Source organism: Variovorax sp. GW823-FHT04B03 (assembly GCF_058796495.1).
In genome coordinates this window covers 65,864-92,317 of sequence record NZ_JBXAIT010000007.1, presented here as the reverse complement: position 1 = coordinate 92,317, position 26,454 = coordinate 65,864, and the positions used below count along the sequence as shown (strand labels likewise).

The 26,454-nt window shown below is 66.7% G+C and carries 28 protein-coding genes and 2 tRNA genes; 18 read left to right on the top strand and 12 right to left on the bottom strand.

The genetic code is table 11. The features are described from left to right. The first annotated feature begins 4 nt into the window (after positions 1-4). On the top strand, positions 5-1,453 hold the full coding sequence (locus AC1RAD_RS27300) for a M20/M25/M40 family metallo-hydrolase (protein ID WP_095744620.1): 1,449 nt from the start codon (positions 5-7) through the stop codon (positions 1,451-1,453). Positions 1,454-1,514: 61 nt separating this feature from the next. Here the strand turns inward: AC1RAD_RS27300 and AC1RAD_RS27295 are convergent, their stop codons facing one another. Beyond that, a complete protein-coding gene (locus tag AC1RAD_RS27295) occupies positions 1,515-3,602 on the bottom strand; it encodes a gamma-glutamyltransferase family protein (protein ID WP_492738186.1) in 2,088 nt (695 codons plus the stop codon). Between the two features lie 146 nt (positions 3,603-3,748). On the opposite strand from AC1RAD_RS27295, the gene uvrC reads away from it, so the two are divergent. Genes uvrC through AC1RAD_RS27280 form a run of 3 tightly spaced genes read left to right on the top strand, consistent with a single transcriptional unit; the run spans position 3,749 to position 7,230 of the window. Next, positions 3,749-5,722 carry an excinuclease ABC subunit UvrC gene (gene uvrC / locus AC1RAD_RS27290; protein WP_487849257.1) on the top strand — a complete coding sequence of 658 codons (1,974 nt, stop codon included), beginning with the start codon at positions 3,749-3,751 and terminating at the stop codon, positions 5,720-5,722. A 57-nt stretch (positions 5,723-5,779) separates the two neighbouring features. Then, positions 5,780-6,346 carry a CDP-diacylglycerol--glycerol-3-phosphate 3-phosphatidyltransferase gene (gene pgsA, locus AC1RAD_RS27285; protein WP_062479069.1) on the top strand — a complete coding sequence of 189 codons (567 nt, stop codon included), beginning with the start codon at positions 5,780-5,782 and terminating at the stop codon, positions 6,344-6,346. Continuing rightward, a complete protein-coding gene (locus tag AC1RAD_RS27280; RefSeq protein ID WP_062479066.1) occupies positions 6,343-7,230 on the top strand; it encodes a DMT family transporter in 888 nt (295 codons plus the stop codon). Before pgsA ends, AC1RAD_RS27280 begins: the two co-directional genes overlap by 4 nt. Before the next feature lie 12 nt (positions 7,231-7,242). On the opposite strand, the gene AC1RAD_RS27275 is transcribed toward AC1RAD_RS27280, so the two are convergent. Continuing rightward, entirely contained in the window at positions 7,243-8,205 is a 963-nt protein-coding gene (locus AC1RAD_RS27275; protein WP_492738184.1) for a LysR family transcriptional regulator, read from the bottom strand. Positions 8,206-8,275: 70 nt separating this feature from the next. Between AC1RAD_RS27275 and AC1RAD_RS27270 the strand changes: the two genes are divergently transcribed. The 6 genes from AC1RAD_RS27270 (at position 8,276) to AC1RAD_RS27245 (ending at position 13,638) form a co-directional block, all read left to right on the top strand. Then, positions 8,276-9,187 carry an alpha/beta fold hydrolase gene (locus AC1RAD_RS27270; RefSeq protein WP_492738182.1) on the top strand — a complete coding sequence of 304 codons (912 nt, stop codon included), beginning with the start codon at positions 8,276-8,278 and terminating at the stop codon, positions 9,185-9,187. Then, positions 9,184-10,269 (top strand): tartrate dehydrogenase, encoded by a 1,086-nt coding sequence (locus tag AC1RAD_RS27265; protein WP_062479058.1) that lies wholly within the window; start codon positions 9,184-9,186, stop codon positions 10,267-10,269. Before AC1RAD_RS27270 ends, AC1RAD_RS27265 begins: the two co-directional genes overlap by 4 nt. A 209-nt stretch (positions 10,270-10,478) precedes the next feature. Next, complete coding sequence (locus AC1RAD_RS27260) at positions 10,479-10,751, top strand: HU family DNA-binding protein (RefSeq protein ID WP_007830705.1); 273 nt, start codon at positions 10,479-10,481, stop codon at positions 10,749-10,751. A gap of 29 nt (positions 10,752-10,780) precedes the next feature. Next, a tRNA-Val gene (locus tag AC1RAD_RS27255) sits at positions 10,781-10,856 on the top strand. 76 nt (positions 10,857-10,932) lie between these two features. Beyond that, on the top strand, positions 10,933-12,852 hold the full coding sequence (locus tag AC1RAD_RS27250; protein ID WP_492738180.1) for a SurA N-terminal domain-containing protein: 1,920 nt from the start codon (positions 10,933-10,935) through the stop codon (positions 12,850-12,852). 111 nt (positions 12,853-12,963) lie between these two features. Next, positions 12,964-13,638 (top strand): histidine phosphatase family protein, encoded by a 675-nt coding sequence (locus tag AC1RAD_RS27245; RefSeq protein ID WP_095744680.1) that lies wholly within the window; start codon positions 12,964-12,966, stop codon positions 13,636-13,638. A gap of 6 nt (positions 13,639-13,644) precedes the next feature. Here the strand turns inward: AC1RAD_RS27245 and AC1RAD_RS27240 are convergent, their stop codons facing one another. Both AC1RAD_RS27240 and AC1RAD_RS27235 read right to left on the bottom strand, forming a co-directional pair. Next, positions 13,645-13,977, bottom strand: a complete 333-nt coding sequence (locus tag AC1RAD_RS27240; RefSeq protein WP_095744681.1) for a hypothetical protein — start codon at positions 13,975-13,977, stop codon at positions 13,645-13,647. 95 nt (positions 13,978-14,072) lie between these two features. Further along, positions 14,073-14,321 (bottom strand): GlsB/YeaQ/YmgE family stress response membrane protein, encoded by a 249-nt coding sequence (locus AC1RAD_RS27235; protein WP_062479046.1) that lies wholly within the window; start codon positions 14,319-14,321, stop codon positions 14,073-14,075. A gap of 277 nt (positions 14,322-14,598) precedes the next feature. On the opposite strand from AC1RAD_RS27235, the gene AC1RAD_RS27230 reads away from it, so the two are divergent. Continuing rightward, positions 14,599-14,674, top strand: a tRNA-His gene (locus AC1RAD_RS27230). Between the two features lie 286 nt (positions 14,675-14,960). Then, the gene (locus tag AC1RAD_RS27225) at positions 14,961-15,308 is read left to right on the top strand and encodes an H-NS histone family protein (protein WP_492738177.1); all 348 of its coding nucleotides are present in this window, start codon (positions 14,961-14,963) and stop codon (positions 15,306-15,308) included. Positions 15,309-15,405: 97 nt separating this feature from the next. Here the strand turns inward: AC1RAD_RS27225 and AC1RAD_RS27220 are convergent, their stop codons facing one another. Beyond that, complete coding sequence (locus tag AC1RAD_RS27220) at positions 15,406-16,392, bottom strand: NADPH:quinone oxidoreductase family protein (protein WP_095744683.1); 987 nt, start codon at positions 16,390-16,392, stop codon at positions 15,406-15,408. A gap of 128 nt (positions 16,393-16,520) precedes the next feature. On the opposite strand from AC1RAD_RS27220, the gene surE reads away from it, so the two are divergent. The 5 genes from surE (at position 16,521) to rlmD (ending at position 21,565) form a co-directional block, all read left to right on the top strand. After that, on the top strand, positions 16,521-17,279 hold the full coding sequence (gene surE, locus AC1RAD_RS27215) for a 5'/3'-nucleotidase SurE (RefSeq protein WP_492695210.1): 759 nt from the start codon (positions 16,521-16,523) through the stop codon (positions 17,277-17,279). 4 nt (positions 17,280-17,283) lie between these two features. Further along, positions 17,284-18,060 (top strand): protein-L-isoaspartate(D-aspartate) O-methyltransferase, encoded by a 777-nt coding sequence (locus AC1RAD_RS27210; RefSeq protein WP_062479039.1) that lies wholly within the window; start codon positions 17,284-17,286, stop codon positions 18,058-18,060. Positions 18,061-18,071: 11 nt separating this feature from the next. Next, positions 18,072-18,983 (top strand): peptidoglycan DD-metalloendopeptidase family protein, encoded by a 912-nt coding sequence (locus AC1RAD_RS27205; protein WP_492738175.1) that lies wholly within the window; start codon positions 18,072-18,074, stop codon positions 18,981-18,983. Between the two features lie 4 nt (positions 18,984-18,987). Then, entirely contained in the window at positions 18,988-20,061 is a 1,074-nt protein-coding gene (locus AC1RAD_RS27200) for a sigma-70 family RNA polymerase sigma factor (protein ID WP_070059618.1), read from the top strand. Positions 20,062-20,128: 67 nt separating this feature from the next. Then, complete coding sequence (rlmD, locus tag AC1RAD_RS27195) at positions 20,129-21,565, top strand: 23S rRNA (uracil(1939)-C(5))-methyltransferase RlmD (RefSeq protein ID WP_492738173.1); 1,437 nt, start codon at positions 20,129-20,131, stop codon at positions 21,563-21,565. Between the two features lie 46 nt (positions 21,566-21,611). On the opposite strand, the gene AC1RAD_RS27190 is transcribed toward rlmD, so the two are convergent. After that, entirely contained in the window at positions 21,612-22,313 is a 702-nt protein-coding gene (locus tag AC1RAD_RS27190; protein WP_062479032.1) for a Bax inhibitor-1/YccA family protein, read from the bottom strand. Between the two features lie 171 nt (positions 22,314-22,484). Here AC1RAD_RS27190 and AC1RAD_RS27185 point away from each other — a divergent pair, with 171 nt between their 5' ends. Next, a complete protein-coding gene (locus AC1RAD_RS27185; RefSeq protein WP_056583078.1) occupies positions 22,485-22,892 on the top strand; it encodes a GlcG/HbpS family heme-binding protein in 408 nt (135 codons plus the stop codon). A gap of 183 nt (positions 22,893-23,075) precedes the next feature. On the opposite strand, the gene hemP is transcribed toward AC1RAD_RS27185, so the two are convergent. From hemP to AC1RAD_RS27155, 6 genes are all read right to left on the bottom strand, one after another. Next, entirely contained in the window at positions 23,076-23,288 is a 213-nt protein-coding gene (gene hemP / locus AC1RAD_RS27180) for a hemin uptake protein HemP (RefSeq protein ID WP_062479029.1), read from the bottom strand. A gap of 104 nt (positions 23,289-23,392) precedes the next feature. Next, a complete protein-coding gene (locus tag AC1RAD_RS27175; RefSeq protein ID WP_062479026.1) occupies positions 23,393-23,806 on the bottom strand; it encodes an ExbD/TolR family protein in 414 nt (137 codons plus the stop codon). Positions 23,807-23,814: 8 nt separating this feature from the next. After that, on the bottom strand, positions 23,815-24,531 hold the full coding sequence (locus AC1RAD_RS27170; RefSeq protein ID WP_062479023.1) for a MotA/TolQ/ExbB proton channel family protein: 717 nt from the start codon (positions 24,529-24,531) through the stop codon (positions 23,815-23,817). 22 nt (positions 24,532-24,553) lie between these two features. Beyond that, positions 24,554-25,243 (bottom strand): energy transducer TonB, encoded by a 690-nt coding sequence (locus tag AC1RAD_RS27165; protein ID WP_070059744.1) that lies wholly within the window; start codon positions 25,241-25,243, stop codon positions 24,554-24,556. Between the two features lie 104 nt (positions 25,244-25,347). Further along, positions 25,348-25,620 carry a (2Fe-2S)-binding protein gene (locus AC1RAD_RS27160; RefSeq protein WP_062473051.1) on the bottom strand — a complete coding sequence of 91 codons (273 nt, stop codon included), beginning with the start codon at positions 25,618-25,620 and terminating at the stop codon, positions 25,348-25,350. 111 nt (positions 25,621-25,731) lie between these two features. Further along, a complete protein-coding gene (locus AC1RAD_RS27155) occupies positions 25,732-26,412 on the bottom strand; it encodes a Fe2+-dependent dioxygenase (RefSeq protein WP_492738171.1) in 681 nt (226 codons plus the stop codon). Between the last annotated feature and the right edge of the window lie 42 nt (positions 26,413-26,454).

Below are 26,454 nucleotides of genomic sequence, written 5' to 3'. Positions count from 1 at the left end.
GACCATGAGGATGCAGACCCGCCGCCGTTCGTCGTTTTCTTCTTCGCCCTTGAGCAGCGCCAAACGCGGCGTGCTCGCGCTCTCGCTGGCCCTGGCCGGCATTGCGGGCGCCCAGGCCCAGACCGCGCCGCTCACCGCGCAGCAGCAGCGCTTTCGCGAGATCTACAAGGAACTGATCGAGATCAACACCACACACTCGGTGGGCGACAACACGGTCGCGGCGCGGGCCATGGAAAAGCGGCTGGTCGACGCGGGCTTCGCGCCCGGCGACATCCAGATCTTCGAGCCCTTCCCGAAGAAGGGGAACCTGGTGCTGCGCTTCAAGGGCGACGGCAGCAAGAAGCCGCTGCTGCTGCTGGCCCACATCGACGTGGTCGAGGCGCGCCGCGAAGACTGGAAGACCGACCCCTTCAAGCTGCAGGAAACCGGCGGCTACTTCACGGCGCGCGGCGCCATCGACGACAAGGCCATGGCCGCGGCGCTGGTCTCCGTGCTGGGGCAGCTCAAGCAGGAAGGCTTCAAGCCCAAGCGCGACATCATCCTGGCGCTCACTGCCGACGAGGAGCGCGGCGACGCGCTCAGCAACGGCGCCTTCTGGCTCATCAACAACAAGCCCGAGCTGCTGCAGGCCGAGTTCGGCATCAACGAAGGCGGCGGTGGCGAGCTGCGCGGCGGCAAGCCGAACCTGCACCGCATGCAGGTGGCCGAGAAGATGTACACCACCTACATGCTCGAGGCGCGCGACGTGGGCGGCCACAGCTCGGTGCCCACCAAGACCAACCCGATCTACGCGCTCTCGGCCGGCCTGGAGCGCCTGGGCAACTACGCCTTCCCGATCAAGCTCGCGGACGTCACCAAGACCTACTTCGCGCGCAGCGCCCCCTTTGCCACCGGCCAGCTGGCCGACGACATGCGCGCCATCGGCAGCGGCAACCCCGACGCCGGCGTGCTCGAGCGCATGACGGCCAACCCGGCCTACAACGCGCAGCTGCGCACCACCTGCGTGGCGACGATGGTGCAGGCTGGCCATGCCGAGAACGCGCTGCCGCAATCGGCCAAGGCCACGGTCAACTGCCGCATCCTGCCGCACGACGATCCCGAGGAGGTCGAACGCCTGCTGACCCAGGCCGTGGGCAACGACAAGATCGTGGTGCGCAACATGGGCAAGCCGCTGCGCAGCCCGGCCTCGCCGCTGAACGGCGACCTCGTGAAGACGGTCGAGACGCTCACGCAGCAGATGTGGCCCGGCGTGCCCGTGGTGCCCGCCATGAGCACCGGCGCCACCGACAGCCGCTTCCTGCGCAACGCCGGCATCCCGATGTACGGCGTGACCGGCATGTTCCTGGAGCCGGCCGATGCGCGTGCGCACGGGCTGGACGAGCGCATCGAGATCCAGCGCCTGTACGACGGGCGCGAGTTCCTGTACCGGCTGGTGTCGGAAGTCGCTAAGTAAATCAACAGGTGATCAGGCAAGGGGGCTGGCGCAGCGAAGGCGGCGCCAGCCCCCTTGTCGTTCAGGGCGTGAAGGTGTCGCCCAGCACGATGCCTTCGCGGCGCGGGTCTGCGCCGCCGGTCAGCACGGGCTTGCCGCCGACGTTCGTGCGCAGGATGGTGCTCACGCCGCTGGACTGCGCTCCGAGGTTCACCGTGTGGCCGAGCGCGCGCAGGCCGGCGATCAGCGGATCGTTGTTGCCTGAGTTCGAGGTGTCGATGGCCGGGTGCTCGCCGCCCACGTTGGTGAGGCTGTAGGTGGCGCCGGGGGGCGTCGGTGGTGGGGTGTTGGTGGCACCGAAGTCGACCAGTGACGTGGCTTGTTGCGCATCGAGGCCCCAGTCGAGCGCGCCAACCAGTGTCTTCACCACGTACTGGATGATCGTGCCGCCGCCCGGCGAGCCGGTGCCCATCACGAACTCGCCCATGCTGCCGTCGGCGTTCTTCTTGAACACCAGCGTTGGCGCCATCGTGCTGCGCGGGCGCTTGCCGGGCGCGACGCGGTTGGCGAACTTCACGTTCGGGGTCACCGAGGTGTCGATCGGGTTGAGTGCGAAGTCGGTCAGCTGGTTGTTCAGCAGGAAGCCCTGCGTCATGTGGAACGAGCCCATGCTGCCTTCCACCGTCGTGGTCATCACGACCACGTTGCCTTGCTTGTCGACGACGGTGAAGTGCGTGGTGCCATGCTCTTCGGTCTTGTCGATGCCCAGCGGCACATCGCCCCGGTCGCCAGCCTTGGCGAGATTCATGCTCTTCGTCAGGCTGATGAGGCTGGCGCGGCCCTGCAGGTAGGACTTGTCGATCAGCATGGCGGGGCTGCCGCCGGGCAGCGGCACGAAGTCGGTGTCCGCCACGTACTTGTCGCGGTCGGCATACGCCAGCCGCTCGGCTTCGCTCACCAGGTGCACGCCCATCACGCTCGGCTTGCCGCCTTCGAGGTCGATGGCGGTCGGCTTGTACAGGCCCAGGTTGAAGGTCTCGAGGATGCCGAGGGTCGCCACCACCGCGATGCCGCCCGAGGACGGCGGCGACATGCTGCAGATGTAGTACTCGCGGTAGGTGCTGCAGACCGGGTCGCGGCGCTTGGCCTTGTAGTTGGCCAGGTCGGCCAGCGTGGTCTTGCCAGGGGTGATGGTCGAGCCGTCGCTGGCCGCCGTGGTGACCCCGATCTTGTCGACGATGCTCTTGGCGATGTCGCCCGTGTAGAAGGCGTTGGCGCCCTGTGTGGCGATGGCGTTCAGCGTCCTGGCGTAGGCCGGGTTCGTGAGCCGGGTGCCCAGCGCCTTGGGCGTGCCGTCGGCGTTGAAGAAGTAGGCCGTGGCGTCGGCGTCGCGCTTCAGGCTCGACGCGGAACCCGCGATGGCGCTCGCCATGCGTCCGCCGATCAGGAAACCGTCGGACGCCAGCGTGATGCCATAGCCGAACAGGTCTTTCCAGGGCAGCTTGCCGTGGTCTTGATAAGCGATGTCGAGCATGCGCACGGCGCCGGGCGTGCCGATGGAGCGGCCGCTCGCTCGGGCGCCGCCGGGCTTGGGTGCGGTCTGGTCGTTCGTGTCGTCGATCCAGCGCAGGTAGTTCTCGGTGGCCGCGGCAGGCGCCGTCTCGCGACCGTCATAGGCCTGCACCTTCTTCGTCGCCGCGTCGTAGTGAAGCATGAAGGCACCGCCGCCCAGGCCGCTCGATTGCGGCTCGACCAGGCCGAGCACGGCCTGCACCGCCACCGCCGCATCGACCGCGCTGCCGCCGGCTTTCAGCACGTCGCAGCCGGCGCGCGTGGCCAGCGGGTGGTTCGCGACCACCATGTAGTTCTTGGCGTACACCAGCTTGTGGCCGGGCACGTAGCCCGACGCCGGCTCGGGCGCGGCCGGATCGCCCGGGTCGCCCGAGCCGACGACCACCGAGGTGCCGCTGCTCGGGATCTGGCAGCCGTTGTCGGCGGCGGGCGGTGTCGTGGGGGTAGGTTGGTTGGCCGCGTTGATCGCGGCGATGGCCGCGACCAGTGCGGCGTTGTTCTGCGCGTTGTTGTTGCTGTTGCCGCCGCAGCCGGCCAGGGCCAGGGAGAGCGCGAGGGGCGTCAGGGCCCACCACGCGCGCGTGGAATTCTTGTTCATGGAGAGTGCTTCCCGAGTGGTGTTATTCGAAGGACAACGGGCGCTCCTCGCGCCCGCGTCCATGATGAGCACATTTCATTCCCGTGCGTGTCGCGTTCGTGCCGGGGGCGCCGCAGGGCCCCGCGCCGCGCGCCACAATAGCCGCCATGTCCGACGTGCATTCCGATCAATTGCTCAGTGAAGTCGCGGCCCTGCCGCAGTTGCCGGGCGTCTACCGCTATTTCGACGCGGCCGGCGCCGTGCTGTATGTGGGCAAGGCGCGCAACCTGAAGAAGCGGGTTGCCAACTACTTCCAGAAGAGCCACGGGGGCACCCGCATCGGCCACATGATCTCGAAGATCGTGCGCATGGAGACCACGGTGGTGCGCTCCGAGGCCGAGGCGCTGCTGCTCGAGAACAACCTGATCAAGACGCTCAAGCCGCGCTACAACATCCTGTTTCGCGACGACAAGAGCTACCCCTACCTGAAGATCGCCTCGCACGGGTTTCCGCGGCTGGCCTACTACCGCGGCGCGGTCGACAAGAAGCACCGCTACTTCGGTCCGTATCCGAGCGCCTGGGCGGTGAAGGAATCGATCCAGCTGCTGCAGAAGGTGTTCCGCCTGCGCACCTGCGAGGACACGGTGTACGCCAACCGCACGCGGCCCTGCCTGCTGTACCAGATCAAGCGCTGCAGCGGCCCCTGCGTGGGCCTCATTTCGCCCGAGGCCTACGCGCAGGACGTGGCCAGCGCGGAGGCCTTCCTGCTCGGCGACACGCAGGGCGTGCTCTCCACGCTCGAACAGCGCATGACGGCGCACGCCGAGAAGCTCGAGTTCGAGCAGGCGGCCGAATTGCGCAACCAGATGTCGGCGATCTCGCGCGTGCTGCATCAGCAGTCGATCGAGGTGGTGTCCGACAAGGACGTCGACATCCTCGCGGTCAAGGTGCAGGGCGGCAAGGCCTGCGTCAACCTCGCGATGGTGCGCGGCGGGCGCCACCTGGGCGACCGCGCGTACTTTCCGGTGCACGTGGACGACGCGGCGCAGATCCATCACGGCGAGCTCGACGCCGAAGAGGGCGCCGACCCGGTGGTCGCCGACCCGATCGAGGTGCAGGTGCTCGAAGCCTTCATCGCCCAGCACTACATCGACGTGCCGGTGCCCGCCACGCTGGTGCTGGGCCGGCAGGTGAGCCGCGCGCTCATCGAGGCGATTTCGCAGCAGGCCGGCGCGCGCGTCACGGCCGTGTTCCAGCCGCACGAACAGCGCCGCCACTGGCTCGAGATGGCCGAGACGAACGCCGGCCTGCAGCTGGCGCGGCTGCTGGCCGAAGAGGGTTCGCAGCAGGCGCGCACCCGCGCGCTGGCCGATGCGCTCGAGCTGGCGTCGGACGACCTGGAGAACTTCCGCGTCGAGTGTTTCGACATCTCGCACACGGCGGGCGAGGCCACGCAGGCCTCGTGCGTGGTGTTCGCGCACCACACGATGCAGAACCGCGAGTACCGCCGCTACAACATCGAGGGCATCACGCCCGGCGACGACTACGCCGCCATGCGCCAGGTGCTGCACCGCCGCTACGGCAAGCTGGCCGAGGCGCTCGCGGCCGAGACGCAGGCGCTGGCCCCGGGCGATGCCGAGAGCGAAGGGGCCGAAGGCGTCGAGGCGCCGCCGCCCCGGACGCCGGCCGCGCGCATGCCCGACCTGGTGCTGGTCGACGGCGGCAAGGGCCAGGTGTCGATGGCGCGCGAGGTGTTCAGCGAACTGGGCCTGCCGCTGTCGCTGATCGTCGGCGTCGAGAAGGGCGAGGGCCGCAAGGTCGGGCTCGAGGAACTGGTGTTTGCCGACGGCCGCGAGAAGGTCTACCTCGGCAAGGATTCGGCCGCCCTGATGCTGGTGGCCCAGATCCGCGACGAGGCGCACCGCTTCGCCATCACCGGCATGCGGGCCAAGCGCGCCAAGGTGCGTGTGGGCGGCAGCCAGCTCGAAGACATTCCGGGCATCGGCCCGAAGCGCCGGGCGCGCCTGCTGCAGCGTTTCGGCGGCATCCGCGGCGTGGCGGCGGCGAGCGTGGAAGACCTCGCCTCGGTCGAGGGCATCGCCACCGAACTGGCCGAGGAAATCTATCGCGCGCTGCGTTGAAGCCGGGATTGCCCCCGTCCTTCCGGCGCTTCACGCGTGCATGACACAATCGCCCGCATGTTCTGGACCCTACCGACCATCATGACCTGGACGCGCATCGTCGCGATTCCGTTGATCGTCGGCGTTTTCTACCTGCCGATCAGCGAACCGACGCGCAACCTGATCGCCACGGTCATGTTCATCGTGTTCGCCGCCACCGACTGGCTCGACGGCTACCTGGCGCGCAAGCTCAACCAGACCTCTTCCTTCGGCGCCTTTCTCGATCCGGTGGCCGACAAGTTTCTCGTCTGCGCCGCGCTGCTGGTGCTGGTGCATCTGCAGCGCGCCGACGTGTTCGTGGCGCTCATCATCATCGGCCGCGAGATCGCCATCTCGGCGCTGCGTGAATGGATGGCGCGCATCGGCGCCGGCAAGAGCGTGGCGGTCCACATGATCGGCAAGGTCAAGACGACCGTGCAGATGGTCGCGATTCCCTTCCTGCTCTATGACGGGCACCTCTTCAAGGTGATCGACACCGGCCTGTGGGGCCAGTGGCTGATCTGGATCTCGGCGGTGCTCACCGTCTGGTCGATGGTCTATTACCTGCAAAAGGCCATTCCCGAGATCCGGGCCCACTCCAAATGACCGCGGCCGTCTCGGTCCGCAACGCAGGCTGGCTGCGGGCGATGCCGGCGGTCTTCGTGCTGATCTGGAGCACGGGTTTCATCGTTGCGCGCTATGGCATGCCCTATGCGCCGCCCCTCAAGTTCCTCGCCGTGCGCTATGCGCTGTCGCTCGCCTGCTTCGGCGTGTGGGTCATGCTCGCGCGCGTGGCGTGGCCGGCGAAGCGCGCGCAATGGGGGCACCTGGCGGTCACGGGCGTGCTGATGCAGGCCGGCTACCTGGGCGGCGTCTGGGCGGCCGTGCATGCGGGCATGGGCGCGGGGCTGGTGGCGCTGCTGGTCGGCATCCAGCCGGTGCTCACGGCGGTGTGGCTGTCTTTCAACGGCGGGCGCATTTCGGGACGGCAGTGGACCGGGCTGGCCTTGGGTTTCGCGGGGCTGGTCTTGGTGGTGTCGCGCAAGCTGGGGCAGGGCACCGAGGTCAACGCGCTGACGATGGGGCTGGCCGTGATGGCGCTGCTGTCGATCACGGCGGGCACGCTGTACCAGAAGCGCTTCGTGGCGCCTTGCGACGTGCGCAGCGCCAGCGCGGTGCAGATGGCTGCCGCGCTGCTCGTGACCCTGCCTTTCGCCGCGCTCGAGGCGCAGGCCATCGAATGGAACACGCATTCGATCGGCGCCATGGCGTGGTCGGTGCTGGCGCTGTCGCTGGGCGGCAGCTCGCTGCTCTATATGTTGATCCAGCGCGGCACGGCCACCGCCGTCACCAGCCTGCTGTACCTCGTGCCGCCGTGCACGGCGCTGATGGCCTGGCTGCTGTTCGCCGAACCGATCACCTGGACCACGGTGCTGGGCATCGGCCTGACGGCCGTCGGCGTGAGCCTCGTGGTGCGCGCGGAGCGCTGACCGACTCTGCCTTCAGCGCCCGACCGGCTTGGTCGGCTTCCAGGGCTCCGAACGGAACTGCTCGACGAGGTGATCGACCAGCAGGCGCACGCGCCGCGGCGTCTTCGGCCGCCAGGGCGCGACCCAGTGGATGTCGGCATCGGGCATGCCGTACTGCGGCAGCACGCGCACCAGCTCGCCGCTTGCGAGCTGCGGCGCGATGTCCCAGAGGCTGCGCAGCATGACGCCATGGCCCGCGAGACACCAGTCGCGCACCATTTCTCCTGAATTGCTCGTGAGCGGACCCTGCACCCGCACGCGCGCCGTGCTGCTGTCGCGCGCGTGGCACAGCGTCCAGAGCGCGAACTGGCGCGACTGCGCGGCGTCGCCGTTCTCGCGCGCGATCAGGCAGTCGTGCGTGGCCAGTGCTTCCACCGTGGCCGGCGTGCCGCGGCGGGCCAGGTAGTCGGGCGAGGCGGCCAGCACACGCTGGTTGCGCGCGATGCGGCGCGTGGTCCAGTCGGCGGCGCGGTGCTGCTGCACCGCCCACAGCCAGACCGCGCCGTCGTAGCCTTCGGCGCCGAGGTCGGGCAGTTGCTCGGTCAGCAGCAGCTCGACCTGCAGGCCGGGGTGCTGCGCCTGGAAGTCCGCGAGTGCCGGGCCGAGCCAGTGCCGGCCGAAGCCGAAGGTGGCCGCGAGGCGGACCGTGCCGATCAGCGCGTTCTGCCGTTCGCCGAGTTCGCTTTCGAGCGCCGCGAAGCCTTCGAGCAGCGTGCGTGCATGCAGGCACACGGCCTCGCCCTCGGCCGTGACGCTGAGCCGCCGCGTCGTGCGGTCGAACAGCCGCTGCCCGAGCCGGGCCTCCAGCGCGCCGAGCCGCTTGGTGATGACCGAGGGCACCACGTCGAGCGTGGCGGCCGCGCCGGCCAGGCTGCCCTGGTCGCGGATGGCCAGCACCAGTTCGAGATCGCCGCGTTCCATCGTGTGGGGATTCATGCCAGATCGGAAAGTATGAATTGGCTGATTGTTGCTTGATGGCCGCCAGGGTGCAACGCACAATCGCGGCGTGACGGCTTCCTTCCTCGACTTTCCCCGCTTCGACATCGCCCGCGATGGCGTGCGCATCCACGGTCGCATCGGCGGGCAGGGCGCACCCTTGCTGCTGTTGCACGGCCATCCGCAGACGCATGCGATCTGGCACCGCGTGGCGCCCGCGCTGGCCGAGCGCTTCACGGTGGTGGCGGTGGACCTGCGCGGCTACGGCGACTCGGGTCGACCGGCGGGCGACGACGAACACGCGGTCTACAGCAAGAGGGAGATGGCGTTCGACGCGCTGGCCGCCATGCATCACCATGGCTTCGAGCGCTTCGCCGTGCTGGCGCACGACCGCGGCGCGCGCGTGGCGCACCGGCTCGCGGCCGACCATCCCGGCGTGGTCGAGCGCATGCTGCTGCTCGACATCGCGCCGACGCTGGCCATGTATGAACACACCTCCGAAGCGTTTGCCAAGGCTTATTGGCACTGGTTCTTCCTGATCCAGCCGCCGCCGCTGCCCGAGGCACTGATCGCCTCCGACCCGGTGCGTTACGTGCGCAGCGTGATGGGCGGGCGGCACGCGGGGCTCGCGCCGTTCGCGCCCGAAGTGCTGGCGGAGTACGAACGCTGCATTGCCATCCCGGGCACCGCCGAATCCATCTGCGAGGACTACCGCGCCTCCGCCACCATCGACCTCATGCACGACCGCGCCGACATCGCCGCCGGACGCCGCCTCGCGCAGCCGCTGCGCGTGCTGTGGGGCGAGCACGGGGCGGTGGGGCGCGCGTTCGATGTGCTTTCGCTGTGGCGCGAGCGGGCCGACGACGTGTCGGGCCGCGCGCTGCCCTGCGGCCACTACATCCCCGAAGAAGCGCCCGAGGCCTTGCTGGCCGAGGCGCTGAATTTTTTCGTTTCCCCCGAACACCCAGGAGCCCATCCATGAGCACCCACAGAATCGCAGTCATCGCCGGCGACGGCATCGGCAAGGAAGTCATGCCCGAGGGGCTGCGTGTGCTCGATGCGGCGGCGCGCAAATTCGGCATCGACCTGAAGTTCGACCACTTCGACTTCTCGAGCTGGGACTATTACGAGAAGCACGGCCAGATGCTGCCCGACAACTGGAAGGACCAGATCGGCGGCCACGACGCCATCTTCTTCGGTGCGGTCGGCTGGCCCGAGAAGATTCCCGACCACGTGTCGCTGTGGGGCTCGCTGCTCATGTTCCGCCGCGAGTTCGACCAATACATCAACCTGCGCCCCGCGCGCCTGATGCCCGGCATCGTTGCGCCGGTGGTGCGGCGCGACGGCACGCCGCGCGCGCCTGGCGAGATCGACATGTACATCGTGCGCGAGAACACCGAGGGCGAGTACTCGAGCATCGGCGGGCGCATGTACCAGGGCACGCCGCGCGAGATCGTGGTGCAGGAAACCGTGATGTCGCGCGTGGGCGTCGACCGCGTGCTGAAGTTCGCGTTCGAGCTCGCGCAGTCGCGGCCGAAGAAGCACCTGACCAGCGCCACCAAGTCGAACGGCATCTCGATCACCATGCCGTACTGGGACGAGCGCGTGGTGGAAATGGCCAAGGGCTACCCGGGCATCACGCTGGACAAGTTCCACATCGACATCCTCACGGCGCACTTCGTGCAGCGGCCCGACTTCTTCGACGTGGTAGTGGCGAGCAACCTGTTCGGCGACATCCTGTCCGACCTGGGCCCGGCCTGCACCGGCACCATCGGCATCGCGCCCAGCGCCAACCTCAACCCCGAGCGCACCACGCCCTCGCTGTTCGAGCCGGTGCACGGCTCGGCGCCGGACATCGCCGGCCAGGGCATCGCCAACCCGATCGGCCAGATCTGGTGCGGCGCGATGATGCTGGAGTTTCTCGGCCACAAGGACGCGCACGACGCGATCCTGGCGACCATCGAGAAGGTGCTCGCGCCCCAAAGCGGCGCACCGCGCACGCCGGACATCGGCGGTCGGGCGGGCACGGCCGACCTCGGAAAGGCAATTGCCGAGGCCCTTTGAAAAGTACGTCGCGAAACGCCCCTAAAATCGCGCGCTCCGCTGGGCTGCAGTGCGTTGTGTCTTATTGACACCCCGCAGACCAGTGGTTGTAATCCTCGCTGGCAGTGCGCTGCCGAGGCGTCAGGCCTGCCATGTTCTTGAGTCGCTCCCGTCGCGGCCAGGTCGCAGCTGACGAAAGCCGACCAACTTTTTTTCGACAAGGGGCCCTTGTGAACAAGACCGAACTGATTGAGCACATCGCAAAGAACGCCGATATTTCCAAAGCCGCAGCGACCCGTGCGCTCGAATCCACCATTGGCGCCATTCGTACCACGCTCAAGAAGGGCGGTTCCGTGTCGCTCGTCGGTTTCGGCACTTTCGCAGTCGGCAAACGCGCAGCCCGCACCGGCCGGAATCCCCGCACCGGCGACGCGATTAAAATCAAGGCAGCCAAGATCCCGAAGTTCCGTCCCGGCAAGGCGCTCAAAGACGCGCTGAACTGAGGCTGTAGACTCGGAGAGTATTCCAGGTGGGGTGCTTAGCTCAGTTGGTAGAGCGGCGCCCTTACAAGGCGTAGGTCGGGGGTTCGAGCCCCTCAGCACCCACCACCACCCGATGCAAAGGCGAACACCGGTTCGCCTTTTTTATTGCCGTCCGGCGCCCGTCGAAAAAGAGTGTTCAAGCATGTTTGATACCTTCCGCAAGTACAACAAAGTCGTGATGATTTTCTTGTTCTTGCTGATCATTCCCTCGTTCGTCTTCTTTGGTGTCGAGCGCTACCAGGGCATGGGCGGCGACGAGAAGGTGGCCCGCATCCAGGGTCACGACATCACCAAGCCCGAGTGGGACCAGCAGCACCGCGTCGAGACCGACCGCATCCGCCAGCAGTCGCCCAACGTCGATCCGACGCTGCTCGATTCCGACGCGCTGCGCTACGCCACGCTGGAACGCATGGTGCGCGATCGCGTGCTGGCGGCCGCGGCGGTCAAGACCAACATGTCGGTGTCCGAAGACCGCCTTACGCGCATGTTCGCGCAGGACGCCGGCCTGGCTGCGTTCCGCACGGCCGACGGCAAGTTCGACCGCGAAGCCTTCCTGCGCGCCACCGGCCGCACGCCCGAGCAGTACGAAGCATCGGTGCGCGCCGACATGGCCTCGCAGCAGGTGCTGCTGGGCGTGACGGGCACGAGTTTCGCACCGGCGGCACTGACCGCGGCCACGGTGAATGCCTTCTACGACCGTCGTGAAATCCAGGTCGCGCGCTTCGCGCCCGAGAGCTTCGCGTCGAAGGTCACGGTCAGCGACGCCGACATCGAGGCCTACTACAAGGACCACACGTCGCAGTTCCAGGCGCCGGAGCAGGCCAGCATCGAGTACCTCGTGCTCGACCTCGAAGCCGCGAAGAAGAACATCGTCGCGAACGAAGCCGACCTCAAGACCTACTACGAGCAGAACACCGCGCGCTTCGGCACCAAGGAAGAACGCCGTGCAAGCCACATCTTGATCACCGCGCCGGCCAGCATGTCCAGCGGCGACCGCGCCAAGGCGAAGGCCAAGGCCGAGCAGCTGCTGGCCGACGTGAAGAAGGCGCCGGCCACCTTCGCCGACGTGGCACGCAAGAACTCGCAGGACCCCGGCTCGGCCGAGAAGGGCGGCGACCTCGACTTCGTCACGCGCGGTGCGATGGTCAAGCCTTTCGAAGACGCGATGTTCGCGCTCAAGAAGGGCGACATCAGCGACCTCGTCGAGACCGAGTTCGGCTATCACATCATCCAGCTGACCGACATCAAGCCGGCCGTGGTGCCGCCGTTCGAGAAGGTGCGCGCGACCATCGAGAACGATGTGCGCGCCCAACAGGCCACGCAGGAATTCGCGAAGGCTGCGGAAATTTTCACGGACACCGTCTATCAGCAACCCGAGAGCCTGAAGCCGGCCGCCGAGAAGCTGAAGCTCACGATCCAGACCGCCACCAACGTGCCGCGCACGCCCGCGCCGGGCGCCACTGGCCCGCTCGCCAGCCGCAACTTCCTGCAGGCGCTGTATGCCTCCGACTCGCTGGACCGCAAGCAGAACACGGAAGCCATCGAAGTCGGTCCGAACCAGCTCGCATCAGGCCGCGTGACGCAGTACACGGCCGCGCATCCGATTCCGCTGGCCGAGGTGAAGGACAAGATCCGCGCACAGCTCATCACCGAGCGCGCCGCAGCACTGGCCAAGACCGAGGGCGAAGCCAAGCTCGCCGCCTGGAAGGCGAAGGCCGATGGCGCCACCTTCGGCGCACCGGTCACGGTGTCGCGCATCGATGCGCAGTCGCAGCCCGCACCGGTGATCGACGCCGCACTGCGTGCCGACGGCGCCAAGCTGCCCGCGCTGCTCGGCGTGGACCTCGGCACGCAAGGCTACGCTGTGGTCCGCGTGACCAAGGTCGTGCCGCGCACGCCGCCGACGGCCGAACAGGCACAGCAGGAAAGCATGCAGATCGCCCAGTCGGTGACTGCCGCCGAAGCCGCTGCCTACTACGAGCTGCTGAAGCAACGCTTCAAGGTGGAGATCCTTGTGCCGAAGCCGGCGGACACGCTGCCGACTGCTGCAGCGGCGCGCTGAGACACAGACGGGCAACTGCTGCTCGCCACAAGCCCGGGTTCGACGACCCGGGCTTTTTTTTGGTCGCACGAGGGACAAGCGCGGTTCGCGCTTCTTGCCAGAATCCGGCGCATGGGAACCCTTTACCTCGTGCGCCACGGGCAGGCCAGCTTCGGTGCTGCCGACTACGACAACCTGAGCGAGCTCGGACACCGGCAGTCCGTGCGCCTGGGCGAATACTGGCGCGAACGCGGCATGCGTTTCGATGCCGTCATCACCGGCACCCTGAAGCGCCACAAACAGACCTGGGAAGGCATCGCGCAGGGGCTCGGGCTGTCGCGCGACGACGTGCTGCCCTGGCCGGGGCTCAACGAGTACGACAGCGAAGCCGTCATTGCCACGGTGCACCAGGGCAAGCTCGAGAAGCCTGATTCACCCGAGATGTACCGCCATCACTTCCGCCTGCTGCGCGATGGGTTGGGTGCGTGGATGCAGGGACGCACGGCGCCGGTCGGCATGCCGAGCTATGTCGACTTCCTGGCCGGCGTGACCACGGCGCTCGACCACGTGCGCGAGCGGCACCATGGCGCGAAGGTGCTGGTGGTGTCGAGCGGCGGGCCGATCAGCACCGCAGTCGGCCATGTGCTGGGCACCAGCGCCGAGACGACCATCGAACTCAACCTGCGCATCCGCAACAGCTCGGTGACCGAGTTCGCCTTCACGCCGAAGCGGCACATGCTCGTGACCTACAACACCTTGCCGCACCTCGACGGCCCGGCGTACGAGGACTGGGTCACCTACTCCTGAACCGCGTCAGGCCTGCCAGACGCCGTAGCCAGCGCGGCGCAGGGCGATGCCCAGGTCGACCTCCATCAGCCGCGCGTCGTCGTACGGCATCGGGTTGTAGCGTTCATAGAGCGCGGGCAGCAGCCGCAGGCCGAATTCCTGCACGAAGCGGTTGGCCTGGATGCCGGCCTTGTGCTTGTCGAAACGGATGTCGGGGTCCAGGCCGGTCATGCCGACATAGACGAAGGGCTTGCCGAGTTGGTAGTCGGGGTTGGCGCGCCGGAAGCGGCCGTTGTTCCAGACGCGGTCGTCGAGTTCGACCACGTAGACGTGGTGACGGGCGCGTGGTTTGCGGGGCATCGGCGGGAAGGCCTCGCGAGGCTGGCTGAAGAAGTGTGGGGCCCAGGCAGCCGGAAGAACCGCCGGCCGCATTGCGCGGCACGGCGTCAGGGGCATCAGCTCTTGCGCTTGATGAGGCCGTAGAGAATCAGCAGCACGATCGCGCCCAGCACGGAGGCGATGAAGCCGGCGCCCTGGCCGGCGGTGTACCAGCCCATCGCCTGGCCGAGGTAGGTCACGCCCAGCGAACCTGCAATGCCGATCAGCGTGGTCACGATGAAGCCGGCGGAATCGTTGCCCGGCTTGACGGCCCGCGCCACGAGACCCACGACGAACCCGATCAGGATAGTCCAGACGATGCTCATGAAGAAGTTCCTTTGATGAAGTGAAGTGGCGAAAGCCGGGCCCGGTCGGGCCGCTCGCATTCATGATAGCGGAGCCATTCGCGCGTCGGCGTCGGCTTGGTACATCGAACGGGCGACTGCGAAGTTATGCCCATGGGGCAGGGCGCATGTGTGGCGGCAGGCCATCGCGGAGGGTCTCTGGACGCGCTGGGCCGCATGTCGATGTGGCATTTCAGCGTCTTTGGTGATCGCGGAAGCGAAAGCCGCGATTTTTAACGCTACAATCAGAGGCTCTACGGTGGCTGTAGCTCAGTTGGTAGAGTCCCAGATTGTGATTCTGGTCGTCGTGGGTTCGAGTCCCATCAGCCACCCCAAAAAATTCAGTCCCAGCGCTATTTCTCAATAGCACCCAAGGGATTCCAACGCCGGGCTTGCCCGGCGTTGTCATTTCTGGCTTCGCCGTCGCTTCAAGCGCCAGGTTGCACGCCGCATTCTTTCCCCCACCGCCCCCGATTTTGAAAGTACCCAAAATGGTGCGCGTGTGTTGCGGGTTGTTGCATTCCGCCAATGCGCCTGCATTTTTCTGCTGAAAAGGCGCTTGTGGCAAAAGTGGTTTGAATTAGAATTCAGCCGTTTTCAATTCACAACAGGAGTCCAACAATGGCTTCGTCACTCGCCGATATCAATTCCCAGATCCAGAAGCACGACGAGCAGATTGCGCAATTGCGCAAGCAGGCCGAAGACCTGCGCAACCAGGAACGGGCCGGCGTGATCGAAGAAGTGCGCAGGAAGATTGCAGAATACGGTTTGACCGCTTCCGATCTGAAGCTGGGTGGTGGTCGCGCCGCCGCAACCAAGCGCAGCACAGGTCCTGCAGCCGCCAAGGCCGCCGCCAAATACCGCGGCCCGACGGGCGAAACCTGGTCCGGTGGCCGTGGCCGCAAGCCGCGCTGGGTCACGGAAGCACTGGCAGCCGGCAAGTCGCTCTCCGATTACGAGATCAAGTGATTGCCTGCAGAATCAGTTGGACATTCGCCCAATAAAAAAGCCCGCTTCGGCGGGCTTTTTTATTGGATGGCGCGCACGGCGATGCGCGCGCGTTCGATCAGTTGACCATCACCAGTTTTCCCTTGACGCCGCGCGATCCCATGTGCGCATAGGCGGCCTTCAATTCGGCCATCGGCATCGTGCTATCGATCACCGGCTTGATTTTTCCCTGGCCGTACCACTGGGCCAATTCGGCCATCATCTGCGCATTGGCCTTGGGTTCGCGCTTGGCGAAATCGCCCCAGAACACGCCCACCAGCGACGCGCCTTTGAGCAGCGTCAGATTCAATGGCAGCGACGGGATCGGGCCCGATGCAAAACCGACCACCAAATAGCGACCGCGCCAGCCAATCGAGCGGAATGCGGGTTCTGCGAAATCGCCACCCACGGGGTCGTAAATCACATCCGGGCCTTTGCCGTCGGTCGCGGCTTTGATGGCATCGCGGAAGCCATTGGGCAGCGCATGCGTCGTGTAATTGATCGTCGCGTCGGCGCCGATCGAACGGCAGAGTTCGCACTTTTCGTCGGTCGATGCCGCGGCAATCACCTTGGCGCCCGCCGCCTTGGCGATCTGGATGGCTGCGGTGCCCACGCCGCCGGCCGCGCCGAGCACCAGCACGGTTTCGCCGGCCTTGAGTTGCGCGCGGTCCATCAGTGCGTGCCACGAGGTGGCGTAGATCATGATGAAAGCGGCTGCGTCGACATGGCCGAAACCTTCGGGCAGCGGCATGCACAGCGCGGCGGGTGCCAGCGTGTGGGTGCCGAAGCCGCCGGTGCCCGACAGGCACGCCACGTTCTGGCCGACCTTGAGGTGCGTCACGCCTTCGCCCACCGCCTGGATCACGCCCGCATATTCCGATCCGGGAACGAAGGGCAGCGGCGGCTTCATCTGGTACTTGTTCTGCACGATCAGCAGGTCGGGGAAATTCAGGCTGGCGGCCTTGATCTCGATCAGCACCTGGCCCGGGCCCGGCGTGGGGGTGGGCAGTTCTTTCCAGGTCAGCGCGTCGACGCCGGTGGGGTTTTCGCAAAGCCATGCGTGCATGCTCGGGGTCTCCTTCGAATGAGTCGTGTGGGCAATGAATTCGGGGCGATGATAGGCGGCGCTGTGGTGCGGCGTTGTCCCTGCTGCGACGCACCCCGCACCTACAATCCGCTGCACCCAGAAGCACCATGAAGATACTTATTTCCAATGACGATGGCTTTCAGGCGCCGGGCATCGTCGCGTTGCACGACGCACTCAAGGACATCGCCGACGTCGAGGTGGTGGCACCCGAGCACAACAACAGCGCCAAGTCGAACGCACTCACGCTGGCCGCGCCGCTGTACGTGCACAAGGCGCACAACGGTTTCCGCTACGTGACGGGCACGCCGGCCGATTGCGTGCACATCGCCCTCAAGGGCCTGCTCGACTACCGCCCCGACCTGGTGGTCTCGGGCATCAACAACGGCGCCAACATGGGCGACGACACCATCTATTCAGGCACCGTGGGCGCGGCGATGGAGGCCTACCTGTTCGGCATCCCGGCCATCGCCTTCTCGCAGATCGAAAAGGGTTGGGCGCACGTGGATGCGGCGGCCCAGGTGGCGCGCCGGCTGGTACAGCAGATCGAGCGCGAAAAGATGCTCGGCGGCCCCGCCTTCCTGCTCAACGTGAACGTGCCGAACCGGCCGTTCGACGAACTGAAGCCAGTCAAGGTGTGCCGGCTCGGGCGCCGCCACGCCGCCGAAAAGGTGATCACGCAGGACAGTCCGCGCGGCGAAACCATGTACTGGATCGCCGGTGCAGGCAGCGCCAAGGACAGCGGGGAGGGCACCGACTTCCACGCGACCGCGGGCGGCCACATCGCGCTGACGCCCTTGCAGATCGACCTGACCGACCACGCCAACCTGGGCCAATGGCGCGAGACGGTCGCCCGTCTCGGCAATTGACGACATGGCGACCCCTCCACGGCCCAGTTTCCCGGTTCGACTGACCCCCACCGCCTCGGCCGCCACGCGCGGGCGCATGCCCGCCGTGCCGGTCAAGCCGATGGTCCCGTCCACGCCCTCGATGGCATCCGACGCCGTGCGGGCGCGCATGGTGCAAAAGCTCGCGGCGCAGGGCATCACCGATGCGCGCGTGCTGCGCGCCATGGGCACCGTCGAGCGGCATCGCTTCGTCGACAGCGCGCTGGTCAACCAGGCCTATGAAGACACCAGCCTGCCGATCGGGCTGGGGCAGACCATTTCCAAGCCCAATGTGGTGGCCCGCATGATCGAGCTGCTGCTGGGCGCACCGGCGCTGGTCGGCAAGCCGCAGGAACGGCTGGGCCGCGTGCTCGAGATCGGCACCGGCTGCGGCTACCAGGCCGCGGTGCTGAATGAAGTGGCCACCGAGGTCTACAGCATCGAACGCCTGCGCGGACTGCACGAGCGCGCGCGCACCAATCTGCGGCACTTCCGCCTGGCCACCGTCCACCTGATGTTGGGCGACGGCATGATCGGTTACGCGAAGGGTGCGCCGTACGCGGGCATCATCGCCGCGGCCGGCGGCGAGGCCGTGCCCGAGGCCTGGATCGCGCAGCTCGCGGTGGGCGGGCGCATCGTCGCACCGACCCATTCCGCCACCGGTGGACAAGCCCTCGTCGTGATCGACAAGACCCCCCGTGGGCTCGAGCGGCGCATTCTTGAGGCGGTTCACTTTGTCCCCCTAAAATCGGGCATCGCTTGAAGGAATAACAAATGCAGGGTTTTGGCAATCGGAGTTTGTTCGCAGGCATCACGTTGGCTGTTGTGCTCGTGATCGCGGGCTGCTCCGCACCGCGCGGTCCCGCACCGGTCGAAGACCGGGGCACCATGACGCGCGCACCCGGGGCAACGACGCCCGGCGGTCCTCCCATCACGACCGACGCGTCCGGCAAACCGCTCCCTGGTATCGAGAACTACGGCAAGCCCGGCTACTACGCCGTGCGCCCCGGTGACTCCATCCGCCGCATCGGCAGCGAAACGGGCCAGCGCTGGCAGGACATCGTGCGCTGGAACAACCTCGACAACCCCGACCTGATCGAAGTCGGCCAGGTGTTGCGCGTGATTCCGCCGACCGGTGGCAGCACCGCGGTCGCCACCGCACCGTCCACCTCTGCGCCTGCTGCGCCCACCGAGGCGACGACCAAACCTGTGGCCCCGCAGGCGTCTGTCACGCCGGCGGTGCCGGCCAGCGGCGCGAGCGCCACTACCAAGCCGCCCGTCACGGCTTCGCCTTCGGGCCCGAGCAGCTCGGGTGACGACGACCTGGGCTGGATCTGGCCTGCCAGCGGTTCGCTGATCGCCGGTTTCGACGAAGCCAAGAACAAGGGCTACGACATCAGCGGCAAGGCCGGCGACCCCGTGCTGGCCGCGGCCGATGGCCGTGTGGTCTACGCCGGTGCCGGCCTGCGCGGCTACGGCAACCTGATCATCCTGAAGCACAACAACACCTACCTCACGGCGTATGCGCACAACCAGACGCTGCTCGTGAAGGAAGACCAGTCGGTTCAGAAGGGCCAGAAGATCGCCGAAATGGGCAACAGCGACGCCGATCGCGTGAAGCTGCATTTCGAGATCCGCCGCCAGGGCAAGCCCGTCGACCCGTCGCGCTACCTGCCCAACCGGTGATGCCATGGCTGCCTCCCGCCCTCTTCGCACACTGCCCGTGCGTGGGCTGGCGGGGCAGGGCAGCCCTTCACCTCGAAGCAACGGTGGCCGCAATGGTCATCAGGACAGCGGCGACGAGCCGCTGAGCACGGACTCTCTTCCCGACGACCCCGCAGCGGATCCGTCGATTCCCTCCGCAGCATCGGCCCCGCCTCACGGCACCGCCGCCGAGGTCATGGGCGGCGAGGGCGCCGATGCTCTGACCATCTACCTGCGCCAGGTCCGGCGCACCGGGCTCTTCACTCCCGCCGAGGAATACACCACCGCCTGCGCCGCACGCGCCGGCGATTTCGCGGCGCGGCAGTCGATGATCGAGCACAACCTGCGGCTCGTGGTCAACATCGCCAAGAACTACCTGGGGCGCGGCATGCCGCTGTCCGACCTCATCGAGGAAGGCAACCTCGGGCTGATGCATGCCATCACGAAATTCGAGCCCGAACGCGGGTTTCGCTTCTCCACGTATGCAACCTGGTGGATCCGCCAGTCGGTCGAGCGCGCCGTCATCACGCAGTCGCGGGCGATACGCCTGCCGGTGCATGTCGTGCGCGAACTGCAGCAGGTCCTGCGGGCGCGTCGTACGCTCGAGGGCGACGCGGAGTTCCTCGCGAGCCGGCCGGACGGCGTGCGCGTCGAGGACGTGGCCGCGCTGCTCGGTCGCGAGGTGCAGGCGGTGGCCGACCTGCTGGCGCTGGCCGAGGCGCCGCGTTCGCTCGATGCGGGCGACGCGCGCGGCGAAGAGGGCTTCACGCTGGCCGACACCGTGGCCTCCGACGACGAGCAGGGCAACCCTGCCGGCGTGACGCACACGCACGAGGTGGAGCGCCTGCTCGACCAGTGGGTGCAGGCCCTCAACGCGCGGGAGCGCGAGGTGCTCGAAGGCCGCTACGGCCTGCACGACCGGGAGCCCGAGACGCTCGAGGTGCTGAGCGTGCGGCTGGGCCTGACGCGCGAACGCGTGCGGCAGATCCAGAACGAGGCGCTGGCCAAGATGCGCAAGCAGCTGGCGCGCTCCGGCGTCGGCCGCGACGCGCTGTTCTAGTGGTGTGAAGAAAAGAAGGTAACCCGTCGCGGCCGGACCGCCCCGGCCACGCTGAGACAATCGGGGGATGACGGAATCCATCGAAGAAAAGAAAGTCCCCGCGAACCCCGCCGATGAATGGCTCCAGGTCGAGTCGCTCGACCTGGACGCGCAAGGCGTCTCCCACAAGTCCGACGGCATGGTCGTGTTCATCGAAGGCGCATTGCCCTTCGAGGAGGTGCAGTTCAACGTGCATCGCCGCAAGAACAACTGGGAGCAGGGCACGGTCACGCAGATCCGCCGCGAGTCCTCGCAGCGCGTGCGCCCCGGTTGCCCGCATTTCGGCCTGCACACGGGCGCGTGCGGCGGCTGCAAGATGCAGCACCTGGACGCCGCCGCCCAGGTGGCGGTGAAGCAGCGTGCGCTGGAAGACAACCTCTGGCACCTGGGCAAGGTCAGGCCCGAGAACGTGCTGCGCCCGCTCGAAGGCCCGGCCTGGCACTACCGCTACCGCGCGCGCCTGTCGGTGCGCCATGTGGTCAAGAAGGGCACGGTGCTGATCGGCTTTCACGAGCGCAAGAGCCGCTACCTGGCCGACATGCAGGTCTGCCCCGTGCTGCCCAAGCAGGTCAGCGCCATGCTGATGCCGCTGCGCGCGCTGATCGGTTCCATGGACGCGCGTGACACCTGCCCGCAGATCGAGCTGGCCTGCGGCGACGCGCCGGACTCCACCGCGCTGGGCACCATCGCCCTGGTGCTGCGTCACCTGGAGCCGCTGTCGGGCGCCGACATCGGGCGGCTCAAGGCCTTTGCGGCCGAGAACGAAGGCGTTCAATGGTGGCTGCAGGCCAAGGGCCCGGACACCGTGAAGCTGCTGGAAGAGGGCGGCACGCCGCTGGCCTACCGCCTGCCCGCGTTCGGCGTGACGATGCCGTTCAAGCCCACCGATTTCACCCAGGTCAACCCGCACATCAACCGCGCGCTGGTCGGCAAGGCGCTGCGCCTGCTCGACGTGCAGCCCGAGGAACGCGTGATCGACTGGTTCTGCGGCCTGGGCAACTTCACGCTGCCGCTGGCGAGCCAGGCGCGCGAGGTGCTCGGCATCGAGGGCAGCGACACGCTGGTGGCACGCGCCACCGACAATTTCCAGAGAAATCAGCCTGCAACGCCCGAGCGGCGTGCGTTGTCGGCCACCCGGTTCGTGGCGCGCAACCTGTTCGACATGACGCCCGAGATGCTGGTGGCCGACGGCAGCGCCGACAAGTGGCTGGTCGATCCGCCACGCGAAGGTGCCTTCGCGCTGGCCAAGGCCATGGCCGACCTGCACCAGCAGCCTGAATTGCGCACTGGTGGCTGGACGCCGCCCAAGCGCATCGTGTACGTGAGCTGCAACCCGTCGACGCTGGCGCGCGACGCCGGCCTGCTGGTGCACCAGGCGGGCTACCGCTGCACCTTCGCGGGCGTGGTGAACATGTTCCCGCACACAGCGCACGTCGAGTCGATCGCGGTCTTCGAGCTGGAATGAAAAAAGGCCCCGCGGGGCCTTTTTTCTTGGGGTCGGAGCAAGTCGCTCAGTCGCGCTCGCCGCCGAAGATGCCCAGCAGGGCCAGCAGGCTCTGGAACACGTTGAACATGTCCAGGTACAGGGCCAGCGTGGCGCTGATGTAGTTGGTTTCGCCGCCGTCCATGATCTGCTTCAGGTCATAGAGCATGTAGGCCGAGAAGATGCCGATGGCCGCCACCGAGATCACCAGCATGCCGGTGCTCGAGCCCACGAAGACGTTGATGACCGCGCCGAGCATCAGCACCAGGGCGCCGACGAACAGGAACTTGCCCATGCCCGACAGGTCGCGCTTGATGACCGTGGCCAGCGAGGCCATCACGAAGAACACGCCGGCGGTGCCGCCGAAGGCCGTCATGATCAGCTCGGGGCCGTTCTTGAAGCCCAGCACCATCGCGAGCAGGCGCGACAGCATCAGGCCCATGAAGAAGGTGAAGCCCAGCAGCACCGGCACGCCGGCGGCGGAGTTCTTGGTCTTCTCGATCGCGAACATGAAGCCGAAGGCGCCGCCGAGGAAGACGATCAGGCCGAGCCCGCCGGTGAGCGAGCGGGTGATGCCGGTGCTCACGCCGATCCAGGCGCCCAGCACGGTGGGCAGCAGGCTCAGCGCCAGCAGCCAGTAGGTATTGCGCAGCACGCGCTGGCGTTCGGCCTGCGGCAGTGTCTGGCCGTAGCCGGTGGAAGTGTCGAGGGTGGTCACACGGTCGTTCATGGCCGAAGCTCCTGAGGTTGCTGCATGCAATGACACGCAGTTGGGCGCATTCTAGGGGGCTGCAAGAGGGGGCCTTGCAAAGACCGTATGCCCGTTGTTCTTAAGCCCCCGCGGGACGCTGTGGCGCCCCGCCGTTATGCTGTCGGGTTTCGACGCAACCTGAGCTTATCCATGAAGACCAAATCATTCCTCGAACTCGCCGACGTCAAGGCCATCGCCGCCGCAGCAGAAGCCGAGGCCCTGAAGAACAACTGGGCCGTGACCATCGCCATCTCCGACGACGCCGGCAACCTGCTCTGGCTGCAGCGCCTGGACGGCGCCGCCGCGCTGTCCTCGCACATCGCTCCCGCCAAGGCACACACCGCCGCCATGGGCCGTCGCGAGAGCAAGGTCTATGAAGACATCATCAACGGCGGCCGCACCGCATTCCTGACGGCGCCCCTGGTGGAAGGCCTGCTCGAAGGCGGCGTGCCGATCGTGAAGGACGGCCACGTCATCGGCGCCGTGGGCGTGAGCGGCGTGAAGTCGAACGAAGATGCGCAGATCGCCAAGGCCGGCATCGCCGCGCTCGGCCTGTAAGCCTTTTCATTCGCCCAAAGCAAAACGCCGACCAGATGGTCGGCGTTTTCTTTTTCGGGGCTTCAGCGTGAAAAAAAGCTTGGCTAGTCGGCGAACCGTTGGCTAGCAAAAAACGACCCTTCGGAGATGAATCTCCTCGAGTCGCCCCACGATGAAACTTGCGCGAGGGGCGGGCTGAACGACCTACTTGGTCAGGATCAGCTTGCCGAGTTTGGTGGCCTGAAGCCGGTAGAGCGAGCCGTTGTGCATGATGCCCACGGTCTTGCTTCCCTTCAGAAGCTCCGTGCTTTCGACCATCGGCGCCGGACGCGCTGCCTGGATCGATGCATGACCGCCACCCGATTGGTCGAGCGAAGGGTGGTTCAGGACAGAAAAGGCATTCGGGGTGGCTGGCATCTGGAGTTCCCTTTATGGACGCGATGAGTGAATGATAATGATTCTCAATATAAAGTCAATCGTCGCGATCAACTTTTTTTCGATCCGTCATTCACCCGTTCAGATCACTTCGTGTCGGGCTCGGTGATGAAGCCGATCTTGCGCACGCCGGCTTCGCGTGCCTCGGCCATGGCCTTGGCCACGCGCTCGTAACGCACGGCCTTGTCGCCGCGGATGTGCAGCTCGGGCTGCGGCTCCTTGGCGGCTTCGGCGGCCAGGCGGTTCGGCAGCTCGCTGTCGTCGATCTTCTGTTCGTTCCAGTAGTAGGCGCCGTCGGCCGTGACGCTGAACAGGATGTTCTGCGGCTTGGGCTGCTCGGGCTCGCTGCTGGCGCGGGGCAGGTCGATGTTGACCGCGTGCTTCATGACCGGCACGGTGATGATGAAGATGATCAGGAGCACCAGCATGACGTCGACCAGCGGCGTCATGTTGATCTCGTTCATCACCTCATCGGGTTCGTCTTGCGTTCCGAAAGCCATGATGCTGCTCAGCCCTTCTTGAGCGGAACCACGACGGCTTCACCGCTGCCGCTTTGCACGCGGGCGCCGGTCACGAAGTAGGCGTGCAGGTCGTGGGCGAAGCTGTTGAGCTTGGTCAGCACGAACTTGTTGCCGCGCACCAGGGCGTTGTAGCCCAGCACGGCGGGGATGGCGACCGCCAGGCCCAGGGCCGTCATGATCAGTGCTTCGCCGATCGGGCCGGCCACCTTGTCGATGGTCGCCTGGCCGGCCGAGCCGATGCTCATCAGCGCGTGGTAGATGCCCCAGACCGTGCCGAACAGGCCGATGAACGGCGCCGTCGAACCCACCGAAGCGAGGATGGCGAGGCCGGTCTGCAGGCGAGCGGTGAAGGCGTCGATGCCGTTGCGCAGGGCGCGCGTGATCCAGTCGCTCACGTCGAGCGCGTCATGCAGGTGCGCCTTGGTGTTGCGGTGGTGGGCGGCGGCTTCGCGGCCTTCGAGTGCCAGGGCGCGGAAGGGGTTGCTGTCGTCGGTGCCCAGCTTGTTCAGGGCGGTGGCGAAGTCTTCGCTGTGCCAGAAGTCCTGCGAGTGCTTGGCCAGGCGCTTGTATTTGATGACGTCGAGCGCCTTCACGATGATCACGATCCACGATGCGAGGGACATGCCGATCAACAGAACCGCGACTGCCTTGGTGACGAAGTCGCCCTGATTCCAGACGTTCATCAAGCCAAATTGGGAATCCATACGAAGTTGCTCCAGAGAAAAATTAGTTCAGGACGTAGTTGACGGGGGCGTCGTAAGACATGGCCTGCACCACGCCGTTGACCTTGCCGGGCACGAACCGGCATTTCATGATGTATTCGACGGCGGCTTCGTCGAGGCGGTCGAAGCCGCTGGACTTCTTGACCTCCGCACTCTTGGGCAGGCCGTCGGCGCCCACGAGCACGCGCACGATCACCTTGCCCTGCTCGCCGAGCCGCTTGCTCATGGCGGGATAGACCGCCTTCGGGTTCTGCAGGTAGTCGGCATTGCTCGACGGCAGCTGCACGGCGGGCGGCGCCGGGGGCGACGGCGGCGGTGCGGGAGGGGCCGGCGGTGCGGGCGGTGCCGGGGGGGCGGGTGGAGGCGGCGGCTCGGTGGTGCCCGAGGTCGCGTTCGGCGCGGGCGTCGGCTTGGGTTCGCGGATGGCCTGCGGGCGCGGCGGCGGTGGCGCCTTGCTCACCTTGGGTTGCGGCGGCGGAGGAGGCGGGGGCGGCGGATCGGCCTTGGGTTTCGGCGGTTCGACGAACTGGCTCAGGATCTCGACGGGAATCACCACTTCGGCGGCCCGGCGCAGCAGGCCGCTTTGCAGCGCCCACAGCGCGGCGCCGTGAAACAGGATCACGCCGCCGGCAATGACGACAGTGCGCGACAGGCCAAGAAAGGAGGGAGGGGGGGCAAAGCGGTCAGACACGATCAACCATTCGAATGCGGGCACTACAAATCGTGCCCCGATTGCAGCAAAACCGCTACAGAGACGCTACTTGCGAAAAATCCACCAGACAGAGCCGGCGACGAGGATCAGGCTGCCGCCGAGAGCCGAGACGAGTTCCATGCTTTGCTTTCCTTGATGGAGTTGGCAAGCTGGATCGCTCTCGGCGCCGATTCGCAGTTCAAGGCGGCGACCGGGTGAGAGACACTGCACTGCGCCACGATGTCGCGGGCACAACCTTCACACTGGCCACACTGGGTGGCCACGCCGAGTTCGAACTGGACTTCGTCGAAAGTCATGCCCGCGCGCACATGACGTGCGATTTCACGGTCAGAGACTCGGCGGCAGACGCAAACGATCATGGCAGTGAAAGCGGCAGTTGGCTGGCTGTTGGATGTGACTCATTATAAATAAGAATCCATCGCATTTGCAATCACTATGACTGACATGCGGCCGGACTTTGCAAGCCGGTGTTACACCTCGGCCCAGAGGCGCAGCAGGTTGTGATAGTGGCCGGTGAGCGCCACGGTTTCCTCGCATTCGCCCAGGCGGGCGCGCAGTTTCTGGACCGTCTGGTCGAGTTCGAACAGCATGCCGCGCTGGGCGTCGCTGCGCACCATGCTCTGCAGCCAGAAGAAGGAGCACACCCGCGCCCCGCGCGTGACCGGGTGCACGCGATGCAGGCTGCTCGCCGGATAAAGAATGAGGTCGCCGGCCGGCAGCTTGACCTCGTGCGAGCCGTAGGTGTCGATCACTTCCAGCTCGCCGCCGTCGTAATCCTCCGGATCGCTCAGGAAAAGGGTGCACGACAGGTCGGTGCGCAGCTGCTGGCTGCTGCCCGGCACCGCACGCACCGAGCCGTCGACATGCACGCCGTAGTGCTCGCCACCCTCGTAGCGGTTGAACAGCGGCGGCACGAAACGCGCGGGCAGCGCCGCCGAGAAGAACAGCGCATGGCGCGAGAGCGCCGCCAGGATGGTCGCGCCGAGTTCGCGCGAGACCGGCGAAGACTCCGGCAATTGGCGGTTGCGCTTCACCTGGGCGCCTTGGTCTCCCACGGTTTCGCGGCCGTCGACCCATTGGGTGGCGTCGAGTGCGGCGCGCATCTCGCGCACCTGGTCCGGGCTCAGCACGTCGGGCACATGCAGCATCATTTCGGCGAACTCCACAAGAAAAAAGCCCCGGCGCAGGCCGGG

What these genes read in the sequence shown, in the direction of transcription:
- AC1RAD_RS27240 (WP_095744681.1), bottom strand. Translation starts at nt 13,977, where the DNA reads ATGCCCCGCAAACCACGCGCCCGTCACCACGTCTACGTGGTCGAACTC.
- AC1RAD_RS27250 (WP_492738180.1), top strand. Translation starts at nt 10,933, where the DNA reads ATGTTTGATACCTTCCGCAAGTACAACAAAGTCGTGATGATTTTCTTG.
- AC1RAD_RS27220 (WP_095744683.1), bottom strand. Translation starts at nt 16,392, where the DNA reads ATGCACGCATGGCTTTGCGAAAACCCCACCGGCGTCGACGCGCTGACC.
- AC1RAD_RS27210 (WP_062479039.1), top strand. Translation starts at nt 17,284, where the DNA reads ATGGCGACCCCTCCACGGCCCAGTTTCCCGGTTCGACTGACCCCCACC.
- AC1RAD_RS27225 (WP_492738177.1), top strand. Translation starts at nt 14,961, where the DNA reads ATGGCTTCGTCACTCGCCGATATCAATTCCCAGATCCAGAAGCACGAC.
- AC1RAD_RS27280 (WP_062479066.1), top strand. Translation starts at nt 6,343, where the DNA reads ATGACCGCGGCCGTCTCGGTCCGCAACGCAGGCTGGCTGCGGGCGATG.
- AC1RAD_RS27190 (WP_062479032.1), bottom strand. Translation starts at nt 22,313, where the DNA reads ATGAACGACCGTGTGACCACCCTCGACACTTCCACCGGCTACGGCCAG.
- AC1RAD_RS27205 (WP_492738175.1), top strand. Translation starts at nt 18,072, where the DNA reads ATGCAGGGTTTTGGCAATCGGAGTTTGTTCGCAGGCATCACGTTGGCT.
- AC1RAD_RS27265 (WP_062479058.1), top strand. Translation starts at nt 9,184, where the DNA reads ATGAGCACCCACAGAATCGCAGTCATCGCCGGCGACGGCATCGGCAAG.
- AC1RAD_RS27245 (WP_095744680.1), top strand. Translation starts at nt 12,964, where the DNA reads ATGGGAACCCTTTACCTCGTGCGCCACGGGCAGGCCAGCTTCGGTGCT.
- AC1RAD_RS27185 (WP_056583078.1), top strand. Translation starts at nt 22,485, where the DNA reads ATGAAGACCAAATCATTCCTCGAACTCGCCGACGTCAAGGCCATCGCC.
- AC1RAD_RS27155 (WP_492738171.1), bottom strand. Translation starts at nt 26,412, where the DNA reads ATGATGCTGCATGTGCCCGACGTGCTGAGCCCGGACCAGGTGCGCGAG.
- AC1RAD_RS27275 (WP_492738184.1), bottom strand. Translation starts at nt 8,205, where the DNA reads ATGAATCCCCACACGATGGAACGCGGCGATCTCGAACTGGTGCTGGCC.
- AC1RAD_RS27295 (WP_492738186.1), bottom strand. Translation starts at nt 3,602, where the DNA reads ATGAACAAGAATTCCACGCGCGCGTGGTGGGCCCTGACGCCCCTCGCG.
- pgsA (WP_062479069.1), top strand. Translation starts at nt 5,780, where the DNA reads ATGTTCTGGACCCTACCGACCATCATGACCTGGACGCGCATCGTCGCG.
- AC1RAD_RS27175 (WP_062479026.1), bottom strand. Translation starts at nt 23,806, where the DNA reads ATGGCTTTCGGAACGCAAGACGAACCCGATGAGGTGATGAACGAGATC.
- surE (WP_492695210.1), top strand. Translation starts at nt 16,521, where the DNA reads ATGAAGATACTTATTTCCAATGACGATGGCTTTCAGGCGCCGGGCATC.
- AC1RAD_RS27200 (WP_070059618.1), top strand. Translation starts at nt 18,988, where the DNA reads ATGGCTGCCTCCCGCCCTCTTCGCACACTGCCCGTGCGTGGGCTGGCG.
- hemP (WP_062479029.1), bottom strand. Translation starts at nt 23,288, where the DNA reads ATGCCAGCCACCCCGAATGCCTTTTCTGTCCTGAACCACCCTTCGCTC.
- AC1RAD_RS27300 (WP_095744620.1), top strand. Translation starts at nt 5, where the DNA reads ATGAGGATGCAGACCCGCCGCCGTTCGTCGTTTTCTTCTTCGCCCTTG.
- AC1RAD_RS27160 (WP_062473051.1), bottom strand. Translation starts at nt 25,620, where the DNA reads ATGATCGTTTGCGTCTGCCGCCGAGTCTCTGACCGTGAAATCGCACGT.
- AC1RAD_RS27235 (WP_062479046.1), bottom strand. Translation starts at nt 14,321, where the DNA reads ATGAGCATCGTCTGGACTATCCTGATCGGGTTCGTCGTGGGTCTCGTG.
- AC1RAD_RS27170 (WP_062479023.1), bottom strand. Translation starts at nt 24,531, where the DNA reads ATGGATTCCCAATTTGGCTTGATGAACGTCTGGAATCAGGGCGACTTC.
- uvrC (WP_487849257.1), top strand. Translation starts at nt 3,749, where the DNA reads ATGTCCGACGTGCATTCCGATCAATTGCTCAGTGAAGTCGCGGCCCTG.
- rlmD (WP_492738173.1), top strand. Translation starts at nt 20,129, where the DNA reads ATGACGGAATCCATCGAAGAAAAGAAAGTCCCCGCGAACCCCGCCGAT.